This window comes from Paenibacillus sp. FSL R5-0766 (assembly GCF_037971845.1).
GTDB lineage: Bacteria > Bacillota > Bacilli > Paenibacillales > Paenibacillaceae > Paenibacillus.
This window is the reverse complement of sequence record NZ_CP150227.1, coordinates 3592131-3605726: the sequence shown is the minus strand read 5'-3', so window position 1 is coordinate 3605726 and position 13596 is coordinate 3592131. Positions and strand designations below refer to the sequence as shown.

General features: G+C 44.3%; 11 protein-coding genes. 4 read left to right on the top strand and 7 right to left on the bottom strand.

All coding sequences use genetic code 11. The features are described 5' to 3' along the window. The first annotated feature begins 46 nt into the window (after nt 1-46). The gene (locus tag MKY66_RS15590) at nt 47-961 is read left to right on the top strand and encodes an AraC family transcriptional regulator (protein WP_076210584.1); all 915 of its coding nucleotides are present in this window, start codon (nt 47-49) and stop codon (nt 959-961) included. Between the two features lie 122 nt (nt 962-1083). On the opposite strand, the gene MKY66_RS15585 is transcribed toward MKY66_RS15590, so the two are convergent. Further along, nucleotides 1084-2505 carry a family 43 glycosylhydrolase gene (locus MKY66_RS15585; protein ID WP_076210586.1) on the bottom strand — a complete coding sequence of 474 codons (1422 nt, stop codon included), beginning with the start codon at nt 2503-2505 and terminating at the stop codon, nt 1084-1086. 135 nt (nt 2506-2640) lie between these two features. Between MKY66_RS15585 and MKY66_RS15580 the strand changes: the two genes are divergently transcribed. Continuing rightward, nucleotides 2641-3435: an AraC family transcriptional regulator gene (locus tag MKY66_RS15580; protein WP_076210589.1), complete on the top strand. Its 795-nt coding sequence runs from the start codon at nt 2641-2643 to the stop codon at nt 3433-3435. A gap of 329 nt (nt 3436-3764) precedes the next feature. On the opposite strand, the gene MKY66_RS15575 is transcribed toward MKY66_RS15580, so the two are convergent. The 5 genes from MKY66_RS15575 to MKY66_RS15555 all read right to left on the bottom strand — a co-directional run bounded on the left by MKY66_RS15575 (nt 3765) and on the right by MKY66_RS15555 (nt 10868). Then, complete coding sequence (locus tag MKY66_RS15575) at nt 3765-4937, bottom strand: MFS transporter (RefSeq protein WP_076210591.1); 1173 nt, start codon at nt 4935-4937, stop codon at nt 3765-3767. Nucleotides 4938-4961: 24 nt separating this feature from the next. Then, nucleotides 4962-5780: a helix-turn-helix domain-containing protein gene (locus tag MKY66_RS15570; protein ID WP_076210884.1), complete on the bottom strand. Its 819-nt coding sequence runs from the start codon at nt 5778-5780 to the stop codon at nt 4962-4964. A gap of 253 nt (nt 5781-6033) precedes the next feature. Next, nucleotides 6034-8508 (bottom strand): FAD-dependent oxidoreductase, encoded by a 2475-nt coding sequence (locus MKY66_RS15565; RefSeq protein ID WP_076210593.1) that lies wholly within the window; start codon nt 8506-8508, stop codon nt 6034-6036. Continuing rightward, on the bottom strand, nt 8505-8819 hold the full coding sequence (locus tag MKY66_RS15560; protein ID WP_036615511.1) for a metalloregulator ArsR/SmtB family transcription factor: 315 nt from the start codon (nt 8817-8819) through the stop codon (nt 8505-8507). The genes MKY66_RS15565 and MKY66_RS15560 overlap by 4 nt, the downstream gene beginning before the upstream one ends. Before the next feature lie 234 nt (nt 8820-9053). Next, nucleotides 9054-10868, bottom strand: coding sequence for a family 43 glycosylhydrolase (locus tag MKY66_RS15555; protein WP_076210595.1), 1815 nt, complete (start codon nt 10866-10868; stop codon nt 9054-9056). 352 nt (nt 10869-11220) lie between these two features. Between MKY66_RS15555 and MKY66_RS15550 the strand changes: the two genes are divergently transcribed. After that, nucleotides 11221-12579 (top strand): alkaline phosphatase, encoded by a 1359-nt coding sequence (locus MKY66_RS15550; RefSeq protein WP_305956055.1) that lies wholly within the window; start codon nt 11221-11223, stop codon nt 12577-12579. Nucleotides 12580-12605: 26 nt separating this feature from the next. Here MKY66_RS15550 and MKY66_RS15545 read toward each other — a convergent pair whose 3' ends face one another. Continuing rightward, on the bottom strand, nt 12606-12728 hold the full coding sequence (locus tag MKY66_RS15545) for a hypothetical protein (protein WP_339805156.1): 123 nt from the start codon (nt 12726-12728) through the stop codon (nt 12606-12608). A 384-nt stretch (nt 12729-13112) separates the two neighbouring features. Here MKY66_RS15545 and MKY66_RS15540 point away from each other — a divergent pair, with 384 nt between their 5' ends. Next, complete coding sequence (locus MKY66_RS15540; protein WP_076210601.1) at nt 13113-13553, top strand: hypothetical protein; 441 nt, start codon at nt 13113-13115, stop codon at nt 13551-13553. The last annotated feature ends 43 nt before the right edge of the window (nt 13554-13596 follow it).

The following is a 13596-nucleotide window of genomic DNA, read 5'->3' as shown; positions in this document are numbered from 1 at the left end:
TGACAGGATGTTGGAATATAGAATCGTACAAGGGGGTTGGTTTGCTGTGACCAAGCTTTCGGATGCTGTGTATTTAGGTCGTCTACCCGATGTTCGCATGTCTTTTCAATTATTGGGGCTGCATGCAAGAAAAGTTGATTCCAGCTGGACTTATCCGTCTCATGAACATTCCATGTATGAAGTTCACTGGATGATGGACGGGCAGATGAACATGGTGGTCAACGGGCAGTCTTATCGTCAGTCGGTTGGCGACCTCCTGTTCATCCGACCGGGTATGACCCACTCTTGCACCGGAGCCGGACCGGAGGGGTTCACTTATTTTTCCGTGCATTTCAGCATACACGATACATCCTTTTGCAGAGAACTTAACCGTTGCAAAGACATCTATTATCCGGCAAATTCGAATTTGGCTCTGGGGCTCTCCTCTTCCCTGTCTACCTTGTATGGTCTGGCTACAGAGCATCTGTCTAACTCGTTATCTTCCTCCAAACAAATGAAGGTACATGCCGCAGTGTTTGAACTGCTTGGTTCCCTGGTTGGCCAGTTATCTCAGCAAGCTTCCGTTACGTTGTCGAGAAAAGAAACTATTGCCCATCAGATTGCTGAGCACATTGAGGATTCGGTAAGATATATCCATCTTCACGGGGAAATTCAGGAGAGTGAGCGAACCTGGATTCAGGACATTGCCAAATCGCTGAGCGTTAGCCCGTCACAGGTTAATCGAATTTTTCGGCAGGTATATGGCATCGCTCCACGCAAGTTTCTATCCGAAACCCTTCTGAACGAAGCGCAGCGGCTGTTAAAACAAACCGACCTGAACATAGACCATATTGCGATGATGCTTGGGTATAAGACCAATGCGCATTTCAGCCGCCAGTTCAAGCGGTGGACAGGCATCGCGCCAAGCGAATATCGTAGCCATTCGCAGCAGGCTGGAGAAGCCAACGTTGCGGATGACTAAAAGTTTAATCATAAAAAAACCAATTGTCTGAGCCGCATAGGCTGATCGGTCAACAAAACAGCTACTGGATGACCAGCAGCTGCTTTGTTTTGTCTGGATTGCTCAGATCATGTGTTTGAGGATTACGCTAAAATAAATGATGCAAGGCTTGCACTTCCCGAACCTCTGTACGTAAAATACAAAGCTTGTATACCATCCGGAATGGTCATCTCGACTGAATAGGGTTTCCAATGATTGGTGAAATGTACCGGGATTGTACCCAGGACAGGACCGTCCCATGCAGTTTTGACCTCAAATACCCCGTGACAATATCCCCGTACCTTGATCGAGACCTGGCGAATTCCTCGGCAATCAAAGAATTTAAAACCTGCCGTTGCGGATTCAACCATATTGGCGATATATCCGACTTCTTCATCACCGTCTCTACCATCCTGGGTGATCTTTGGAAAGCGGCTGTCCAGCCAGGCTCCTGCCCCGAAACCTCCAGTGTACTTCTGATCATCTTTGGTCAAAAGATTACATGCAATATATGCGGGGTACTCACCTTTTCCTTCAAGCGGTCTCCCACTTGGACCAGAGGAGGTCATTTCCACCTGAGGAATGCTGCCGTCCTCTGCAAAAGATATCTTCTCAATACAACCCTGCCGGTTGAATGCGTCCCCATTGGTATGACGGTGATAGAAGACATACCAGTCTCCGTTGATCTCCACAATGCTGCCATGGTTATTGCCTCCATAATACATGGGTTTGTCAGCAGGTTTGTAGGAGTCGATATGGAGATCACAGTTGCTTACGATGACGCCCTGATATGTAAATCCTTTATTTGGAAATCGACTGGTGGCATAACATAATTCATGCATAACGATGGAGGAATACACCAGATAGTAGGTATCACCTCTCTTCCGGATGGAAGGCGCCTCAAAAAATTCATGGCCCTCATAACCGCTGCCCTCACTGTAAGGCTCGCTCGGTGCTACGAATACGGGTTCTTCCACAATCGTCAGCATATCCGGACCTAGCATCGTGGCCATCGCGCCATGTCTTGATTGGTCTCCAGCCGCACAGAAGCCGGTATACAGATAAGTGTGCTGTCCTTCAGTCATCACGCCGGGATCGAACTGGGGCTCGTCCCCTTCTCTTTCGCCCAGACGAGTGCCGTCGTCATATTGTACATAACCATAGAATTCATATTTACCGGCAGGTGCATCACATACAGCCACCGAAACAACGGGTACCTTATCGAGCACATAATACAGATAATACCGCCCATCGGGACCCAGCGTAACATCTGGTGCATACAAGCACATATGGCCATTCGGATTCAACGGGTCATCTGTTTTTCGGTAGATCACCCCTTCATTTCTCCAATTCCCAAGGTCATTCACGGGTGCAGACCAGCATACATAATCGTTCAGACAGAAGGCATGTCCGTGAAAACGGTCATGTGAACCATACACATACACTCTTTCATTGAATACATAAGGCTCACTATCAGGTACGTACTCCCAGGATGGAAGATATGGGTTGAACCCCTGCTTGTTCATTCCAGCTACACTCCTCATATCATCGTAATAGTACATTCGTTCTATGAAATGAAAATAACTCTCGTATAATAGAAAATAGCTTAAGTAGTGTATTGACTATTCTTTTCTACAACTTAAAGATAAAGGGGAAGAACCATGACATCTATTTTTTACGTTGAATGTGACGCGGTACATCAGAATCATTTTGTTTTTGATATCCCTGAAGGGCATGATGCCTGGTTATTAGTCATTACACAGACCCCTGCCCAGTTTTGGGTTGATGGACAACTTAAGGAATACCCGGCTCATTGTGCTGTACTTTTCAAACCGTATCAAAAAATATATTATCGGGCTTGTTCAGAGCGCTATATAAATGATTGGATTCGTTTTGAAAGTGATGAACCGTTTGTAACCGATACCTCCCTTCCGCCAGGCAGACCTTTCCCACTGGATGATCCGGAATACTGTCATAAACTGTTCCAATTGCTTGTTGCAGAGCATTCTTTTCAGAACGATTACCGGGAATCATCCATCAATTGCTTGCTGCGAACCTTGTTCAATAAATTGCTTGAGTCTTGTGTCCAAGAGGATATTAGTCCTCAGCACTATCCTCTGTTGAAGCTTCGAACAGCAATTCATAACCATCCCAGCCATCCTTGGACAATATCAGAAATGGCGAAGATCATAAACGTCAGTCCGGGGTACTTGCAGTTGATGTACAAGAAATCGTTTGGCCTCTCGTGTATGGAGGATGTTATTCATAGCAGAATACGTTTGGCCAAAGAATATCTCAGACATCATTTGTATACGGTTGCAGAGATTGCCGATCGATGCGGTTACCGTAATGTTGAGCATTTTTGCAGGCAGTTCAAACAAATGACAGGTTCCTCGCCTAAACAGTTTCACAAACGACATGAAGGTGTCCCGGGACTTAACAGAGTTGGGATATAAATCTCACTTTTAAGGGGGATGTACTTAGATCAATGGAAAAATTCCCACTCTGTCCAATGGGCGTTTACACATACCTTAGCCATTCAATCGGTATAAACGTCATCGAGGTTGTTAGCGTTCTCTGCTTTCATTTTAAGTTAAGGTTTTAGACTGTATGATGCAATGACATATTCTCAAGCATGATTGATCAATTATCATATTGTGATACGCAAAACACACGTGATTCTCGTTATAACTTTGTTATACGCCAAAAAGATCTCTTGAGCAGTGAATGCTGAAGAGATCCTCTTTTTATTTTACTCATAAGCAAGAATTACCCATCATTGAAATTACACTGGATCTGGAGTTCCAGTTCTGCTTCTCGATTTCTTAAATAGCAGTATGGCAAGAAGTAAAGCAATTCCTACAGCTCCAAACCCCAACCAATTTAAGTACAGGACAGATGTACGACTGATCACAATCCCACCTAATCCAGATCCCAGTGCAAAACCAAATTGGATAAATGATGTATTTACGCTAAGGGCAATGTCAGGATTACGAGGTGCCAGTGTAACCAGATATAGTTGCTGGGCCGGAGATATGCTCCACGTTGCCAACATAAAAATCATTAAAACCAAGATTAACATCATAAGATTAACTCCAGCTAGAGCAAACAAAAGAAGAGTTATGCCTTGTAACAGAAGGCCTAGACAAATTGTAAACTTTGATCCCTTTGCATCTGCCAATTGTCCGCCCACTTTTGATCCGACAAAGCTGCAAATTCCTGCGAGAAACAGAACACCGCTTATCTCGGTCATGGAAAGAGAAGACGTAGCTTGTAAGAAAGGCGTAATGTACGTGAACAGTGTCGAATAGCCGCCGATATACAATAATGTAATAAGCAAGGCAGTCAGTATGAGTGGATTTTTTAAAATGGAGAGCTGCATTCTGAGGGTGATCTTTTCTTCCTCTTTGATTGCCGGAACCTTTTTGTAGATAATAAGTAATGGAAGAACACTTAACAATCCAATGAATATAAATAGAACCCTCCACCCAAACATTTCACTAAAAAATGTGCCCAATGGGACACCGAGCACTAGCGAACTGCTTAGCCCCATCAAAATGATGCCGATGGCATTGCCCCTTTTTTCTTTTTCAACCAGTCGTGTCGATACGGCCATTGCTACTACGGTAGCCACTCCTCCGCTAGCCCCTTGAATAATTCGCACCCATAGTAAAGTTTCGTAAGAAAGGTCAACAAGCATAAGTCCGTTGCTGGCAATAAACACACTGAGGGCGGACAACAGTAACTTCTTGCGATCCATATTTATTGTAATTGCAATGAGAATCGGAGCGATAATGGCCGCTGCCAGAGCGAATACAGTCACCAGTAAACCCACTTCGGAAGTAGATACACTCAAGTCTGAGGCGATCATTTCTATGACTCCTGTAATAATGTATTCAAGGGTTCCGATCAGAAAAACAGCCAATGCCAAGATATATATAATCCATTTATTTTTCAATTTACTCCACTCCGTCTTCTACAGTTATCTATTTAGTATGGGGATTTGTATTTCTATCAATTGTGCATCTTGTTCTTGAGATAAGGGTAAGTACAGTTCCCTACCAGACTCGTTTTCCTTAATCTGATAGTTATTCTTCTCAATCCATGTAGCTAGATGAACACAGGCTTTACAGGCAAAGGTGGCATTGGAACGATAAGCTATGGTGGCCATCATGGGCTCAGCAGGAAGAGTCCGCAGTTGAAATGGGTCGGGAGGTGATCGCAGCTCACAGCTTAAGAAGTAACCTATTTCAAACTCGAACGCTTCCTCTTGTCCTGCGATTTCTTTCCACAAAACAACTTGAGGTCCGTCGATCAGTTGGCGCATTTCTTTTGTTAATGACTGATCAAACTGACGAAATAAACTCGGGATCTCCTCTTCCCTCCCGCACCCTGTCTGAAAAAGAAACTGCCGAGCACCTTCCTCTTTGATTCGGATTTCTTGCCCGGTTTCAACGTGCCCCTCTTCCTCTAAAAGCTGCATGCGTTCCTCAATTCGGACGAGTTTGGCTTGTTCCGTATCGATAATCTGCTGAATTTCGCTTCTTTTTAGCTTAAACATGCCTTGAATATTCTCCAATGTAATATGTTCCTGTAACAGCTGTGTGATTTGTGGCAACGTGAACCCCAATTCTTTATAAATGAAGATTCGGTTGAGCTCGAGAAGCTGATCTGCGGAATAGTAACGGTAACCCGTATCGTGATCTACCTTTCTCGGCTTAAGTATGCCAATCTGGTCATAATAACGCAGTGTTTTTAATGAGACCCTACTTAGCCTGGAAAACGCACTGATTTTGAACAACATATCATCTCCAATCTTTTAACATAATGCGAGTATATAGTTTCCCGTACAGGGGAAAGTCAAGGGTGTATATGCTTCTCATTTGCCTAGCTAAAATCAACCACCGTCCTTGTCATCACTCTATGTTTCTGTTATGGGTAAGTCAAAGAACCGTTTCTGAATGAAACGTTCATTTTTTTTGAACAAAAAAATGCCACGCATGGTGGCATCTTCTCGGTACTCATTTAATTTAACTGTTCAGCATTACTAATTTTTAAATAAACAGATTATGATTGGCTTGTGATGCTTGTCCAAGATAGTAACCGACACCACCAATTTTGACTTGGTCTATTAGTTCTTCGCGCTGAATTCCCATTAAATCCATGGACATTTGGCAGGCAACGATCTCTACTCCTTGTGCAATTGCGCTCTCAATCAATTCTTCCAATGAAGGCACATGATGTTTTTTCATCAAACCACGGATCATCTTCGGGCCTGCTCCAAGCATATTCATTTTGGACATGCCAAGCTTCTGGCTACCGCGAGGTAACATCATATCAAACATACGGCCGATCATGGTTTTGGATAACTTCTGCGGCTGCTGCTTGCGAATAATGCTCAATCCCCAAAACGTGAAAAATAGGGTTACTTTCCGACCACTGGCTGCGGCCCCATTTGCAATAATGAGTGAAGCGATCGCTTTATCCAGATCACCACTGAAGACAACCATCGTGCTGGCAGGATTAGGATCGCTGATTGGGGCCTCCGATACGGGTTGTGCTGTATTTTTAGCAATGACAGACTCAATCGTACCGCCTTTCATTCTTTCCAACTGCAAGATTGTGGAACCCGACATCGTGGCCCATGCTTTGACATCTTCATAGAAGCCTGGATCGGAAGCTTTCACACGAAGGGTTTCTCCGTTTGAGAGTTGATCCATTTTCTGCTTAACCTGAATCAGGGGACCAGGACAACTTAATCCGCATACGTTCAACTCATGATCAATACGTTGCGGCTGTATTGAGTCAGTGGGAATAGACTCCTTATCGTTAGCGTCTATCCCAGGATCATGCTGCTCTTGTTTTGTAGCAGTAAATGGAGCAGGCTTAAACTGGGCTTGACGGTAAGTTTTATAACCACCACTCAGGTTTTTTACGCTAAAACCATGCTGACGCAAAATTTGCGAAGCTGTATAACCACGTAAGCCGACTTGACAGTATAGCCAGATCTCTTTGGATCGGTCTAATTCATCTAAACGTTGACGAAGCTCATCAACTGGAATAGAGAGTGAATCCGGAATATGACCATTTTGATGCTCGATTTCACTGCGAACATCCAGAAGTATGGACTGCCCCGCCTGACGATCAGCCAGTTGATTATAGGTGAACGTCTGAACACGTCCGGTGATCATATTCTCTGCCGCATATCCAGCCATATTCACGGGATCTTTGGCAGAAGAATAAGGTGGTGCGTAACTCAGTTCAAGCTCTGTCAAATCCCGGACATGCCCTCCAAAATGAATGGCTACAGCAATATCATCTATTCGTTTATCCACTCCGTCATAACCGACTGCTTGTGCGCCCAAAATTTTACCTTCCGGAGTAAACAGCAGTTTAAGAGTAATCGCGCTTGAACCCGGACAATAAGATGCATGAGAAGCAGGGTGTACAATAACGGTTTGATATTCCACGCCGAGACGTTGCAGTGTTTTTTCATTACTGCCTGTCGTGGCTGCGGTCATTCCAAATACTTTGATAATGGACGTACCTTGTGTTCCTTTATAGGTAGAAGGAAGCCCTGCGATACGGTCGGCAACAATACGACCTTGTTTGTTGGCAGGTCCGGCAAGTGGTATCGTTGCCTTCGTATCATGAATGGTTTCGGTTACTTCGATCGCATCCCCAACAGCATAGATATGTGGCACACTGCTTTCTAAAGCTTCATTTACGATAATATGTCCACGTGCACCCAGCGAAACGCCGCTATCCTTCAAAAAATAGGTGTCCGGTGTTACGCCTATCGCAAGAATAACCATGTCAGCAGTCAGCGTATGACCATCTGCAAGTTCAACTCCTATGCCCTGCTCTAGGGAATGGAATCCCTGAACACGCTTGGAAAACAGCAGGTTTACACCATGATTCTCCATTTCCTGTGCCAATGCGGCTGCTAACTCGGTATCATATGGTGTGAGTACTTGTGCGTTCCCCTCAATCAGCGTTACATCCAGACCAGCTTCCTTTAAATTCTCAGCCATTTCCACGCCAATAAATCCACCGCCTATGACGATCGAAGACTTGTTGTTAGAAGAACTTACCTGTTCTTTGATCCGATCAATATCTGGAATACTTCGTACGGTATAAATTAGTGGATTGTCCTTACCCGGCAGATCGGGAATCATCGGTTTTGCACCTGGTGACAATATCAACTCGTCATAGCTTTCTTCATATGCACCGCGCTCCTGAGACTGTATCTTAACCACTCGCTTCTGCGAATCAATAGCTACGACCTCACTTCTTGTACGCACATCGATACGAAAGCGATCTGCCATCCCTTTTGGCGTCTGCACCAGCAGACGCTCTCGATCATCGATTGTGCCACCTATATAATAAGGCAAGCCACAATTGGCAAATGAGATATAGGGTCCCTTCTCAAAGATAATAATTTCGGCATGTTCATCCAGACGGCGAAGACGTGCAGCTGCAGAAGCACCTCCAGCTACACCGCCAACAATAAGTACTTTTTTGCTCATGATTCACAATCATCCTTTTCAAATAAAGTTTTAATAATCTGTTCAACCCGTTGATCGGCAAGCACATAGTTCACTTCAAGTCCATTCCGCTCCGTAGCAACAATACCTGCACTACGAAGCTTCTGGAGGTGTTGTGAGACTGTTGATTGGGGAAGATCCAGACATTCCTGCATATAAGAGACATTACATTTTTTTTTCATCATCAGTCCCCGCACAATGCATAAACGAATGGGGTGAGACAAAGCTTTCAGCAGATTAGCTGGTTCATCGAACTGTTTAATGTTATTGCTGTCAAAAGCGGGAGTGTTCAAAAGTATTCCTCCTAAATCGTTATATCGTAATAATACGATTTATTGATTCTTATGTCAAATGTATTCTCGAATGAACGCGTTCAATATGTTTGATACCCGCTCAACCCTACGGCTTTGATTTGTTTCAGGTGGATGATAAAAATGCCTGCCAAAACCGCTAAAGCGATATTTGACAGGCATTTATGTTTGTATCAGGCCTTTATTATAGATAGCGATTCAATTGAACGGCTTATGTTAGAGTATAACAGGCTGAATCAGTCCGTCCTTACCAAAAAGAAGCGGGTCCATACATATTTCGCGGTGATACCCCTTTCCAGAGGAAAATCTGGACAGTGGTGTTACAAAACGATGATAGGCAATCTGGTATTGACCCGTTTCGGAATCATTAAATATACAGTGATGACCTGTGCCCAGCATGCCCTTCTCCACATTTTTGCTCAGGATTGGGTATCGATAGGTGATTGGACCATATAGCTGCTCTGCCGTACCGTAATTCACATGATAGTCTTCGCTGCCTGTATCATCACAGGACCATGTAAAGTGGTATAGTCCACCCTGCTTCAACACGGTTACAGCCTCACGAAAATCATGCAAGCCCGCCAGATTGCTCATTGTGTCCTCTACGACACTTATCATGTCTTCACCGAGCTCCACAATGGCAGCATGTCCATTGCCAAATAACAGATACGACTTTCCATTATCTTCGACATAGATAGAGGGATCAATAGCCTGGCCCATAGTAATGCCCAGACGTTTCAACTGCTCCATTGTGATTAAAGGCTGCGACTCGGCCAGGAATGGACCAATCGGTGTATCTGCTACAGCAACGCCAATGGCACTCTCTCCGTTCCGCATTTTACCACAGAAATAAAAATAGAACTTCGCGTTACGGCTGGCAATTGCCGGCGCCCAGGCATTACCGGTTGCCCAGGCTACATCCTCTGTTCCCAGATCAAGGATAACACCTTCATCTTGCCAATGCTTCAGGTCTGAAGAAGAAAACACCTTGAACTGTGTCCCCGACCACCCCTCGAAGCCATCTGTTGTTGGATACATATAGTAACGATCCCCAAACTGTGCGACATCAGGATCGGCATATTGTCCGGGAAGCACCTGATGACCATCCCCAAAAGCCGCAAGAAGCCGACTGCACTCCTCAGCTGTGATGGGCAGGACACTTCCATGCCGCTTCTGAGTCGTTCCCATATCGAATTCACCATCAGGGACGATTCGGAATTCTCCGCTTCCCAGATCTGTAGTCAGCAGAGGAAGATAACCCTTGCCTTCAGCAAATCGATCAACAATCAGGCACCATTCCTCCCGGTCATTGAATTTAAAGATTTGAGGTCCCTCCACACCTGCCATAGCCTCCAGTACCGGAGCTTGAAGCGTAACAAACGCCTCTTTGTCGAGAGAGTCTCCTTTTTCTACCCGTATGTTTTTGGTTGTTTCATCCTTGGAGTATCGATAGTAACAGCCAGCCGCAGGAAGAATCGTTGTATCAATAATATGATTATCCCGTTCAATGTATTTTTCCGATGCGGAGAACGTACGAAAGTCTTTTGTGCGAGCGGTGTATATTTTTTGCTTTCGTTCTTGCTCCTGAGGTTCCTGCGTCGCAGAAGCCCAGAATACAAGAAACTCATCTGCCATTTCATCATACACAGCTTCTGGTGCCCAGACACATCCAGCGCCCTCAACACCTAGTGTAACGTTCCATGGGGATGACCAGTTTACGAGATTGCTGGATTCCCATACAATTACGTCACGGCTCCCGGCATTAACGGCATGAGCCCATCCTTTGCCGCTTGCGATGCGGAGATCCGTAGCAATCAGATAAAATTTATTATCCTTAACTGAACGAACCAGAAACGGGTCCCGTACCCCCTTTTCTCCAAGGTCGGAAAACAGCACAGGCGAGCCGCCATTAAGGTCCTTCCAGTGAAGACCATCCTCGCTATATGAGAAATAAACCTGCTCTCCGTCTGGTTGTTCGCCAATAAAATGTACAAAGAGATACCCATCATAAGTTGGAGTTGTTTTGATCAATGGTCAAGAGCCTCCTGAAATGAAATTGACTTTATATTAACAGTAATATAAAAATGAAAGCGTTCTACTTATGTTGTATCATACTTCAAAAACAGCGGAATGAGTATATTTTTATAACCTCGTATGTTGCAGATCATGTGAATCTTTCGGCGGAAACATATTGCCCTGATTGGAATGTTTGACTTGCTCCTCATGCAAAGGAATAAAGTTATCGCCTTATTTATTTTACCTCAGGTATACAAAGTTCTTGGTTTTCATTTACAAATAAATGCTAACCTTTTTAATGATGAACAAATGAATATAGATTCATACATTCATTTTTGTTGTTGAGATATTATGAGGAGGAATCATTGTGAAATTATCCAAAAGAGTATTACCAGCGGTAGCGCTGACTCTGGCTGTATCGGCTTCTACTCTCTTGTCCGCCGGACAAGCAAGTGCCGTTCAAGCTGTAAGTGTGGAGAAAAAACAAATCAAGAATATCATCTTCCTCATTGGGGATGGAATGGGGACCTCTTATACTTCAGCCTACCGTTATATGAAAGATGATCCTTCGACGAAGGGCATGGATAAAACCGTATTCGACCCTTATCTTGTTGGAGCACAAATGACTTATCCTGATGATGATAAACAAAATGTGACGGATTCCGCTTCCGCAGCCACGGCCATGTCGGCAGGTGTAAAAACCTACAATGCGGCCATTGCGGTTGACCCTGAGCAGAAGGAAGTCAAAACCGTACTTGAGCAGGCCAAAGAAAACGGCAAAGCCACCGGACTCGTGGCTACGTCGGAGATCACTCATGCCACACCAGCTGCATTTGGTGCCCATGATATCAGTCGAAAAAATATGGATGCAATTGCGGACGATTATTATGATGAGTTGATTAATGGCAAGCATAAGGTGGATGTACTTCTGGGTGGAGGGAAATCCAATTTTGTACGCGAGGGTCGTGACCTGACGAAGGAGTTTCAGAAGGCCGGATTCAGCTATGTCACGGATCGTTCCTCTCTCCTTGCTGATAAGAATCAACAAGTGCTTGGACTGTTTGCGGACGGAGGTCTGGACAAGTTGATTGATCGTAGTGCTGCAACTCCATCATTGGCTGAGATGACCAATACAGCGATTGATCGTCTCAGTTCGAATGACAAAGGATTCTTTCTAATGGTCGAAGGCAGCCAGATCGACTGGGCTGGACATGATAATGATATCGTTGGTGCGATGAGTGAAATGGATGATTTCGCAGCAGCATTTCAGGCAGCTATTGATTTTGCCAAAAAAGACGGTGAAACACTTGTCGTTGCTACTGCCGACCACTCCACGGGCGGACTTACCCTGGGAAAAGACGGAGAATACAACTTCTTCGTAGACCCGATCAAAGCTGCACTGCGTACACCTGACTTCATGGCAGCACAAATTGCAAAAGGTGCTTCGGTTGAAGAAACACTAAAAAGTTATCTGAAACTGGAGTTGAAACCGGAAGAGATTCAATCGGTGAAAGAAGCAGCCCAAACCGCGGATGTAACAAAGATTGATAATGCCATTGAAGCGATTATTGATAACCGTTCATTTACGGGCTGGACAACAGGTGGACATACAGGTGAAGATGTTCCGGTCTATGCCTACGGCCCGGCAAGTCATCGCTTCGCTGGTTTGATCGACAACACAGATAATGCCAAGGTCATATTCGATATTCTCAGCAAACACCAATAATTCGATAATAATTCAATAGTTTACGATCATCCCTTCTCTTCTTTCATCCGAAGAGAAGGGATTTTTTTCATAAAATCCTTATTGATATGCCACTCTACCTTTTTATGAACAACCTCAACCGTAGCCGTTCTATACTTGGCTTTTTTCATGACCGAAACTTGTCCATTCACTTCGAGTAAGGCGTACGATGCCAGACGAATGCAAGAGCATGCCTGTTCCGAATTTGCTAATATGCATTATATCCCATGGAGTTGGTTACCTTATACAAAACCGCTCGCATTGAAGGGAGAGAAATCCGATAAATGCAGTTAACGAATGGTTAAGGCAGCTTGCCCACAACTATATTCTCATTGTCATTGCTGCGGTGCTCTTTTTTGCAGTCAAAGCAGTCATTGGGTTCTATACGTACAAGCATTATGACAAAAAATTGGATGCACTCACAGATAAGGTCGATCGTCTTCTGGAGGAAAAAACAACGGAGTGATGCAGCTTATTGTGAGCTATAGAAGTAACAAGCTTTGGAGGACAATTGCATGTTAGGAAACATTCTGCTGGGTATGGTCATTCCCATTATATTGGGTGTATGGATTCTGCGTCGGAACTTTACAATCCTTATTCTATATTATCCACTTGGTGTGGCTGTAGCAGCATCCATCAACAATATCGGGTTTAATTACTTCTGGAATATTCTTCCGAATACTCATAATCAATCCTTGGCTGCTCTTCCAATGGATCTTGGAATCTATCCGATTGCCGGCTGCTTGATGATGTATGCCATTATCGTCAAAGGTGCCAAGCCATGGTTGGCGATTCTTGTTGCATCATTGTCGCTGACATTAATCGAATGGGTTGCCAAAATGCTGGGGCATGTCATTTATTTTAATGGATGGAACATTCTTTGGACCTTTTTGTCATACCTCCTGCCATTTGTTCTTGCTTATGGTTACAGTAAACTTTTGAGGTATACCAAGTGATACACTTTTACTCCGGTATGGATAAATAACGCCCGTACTCTTT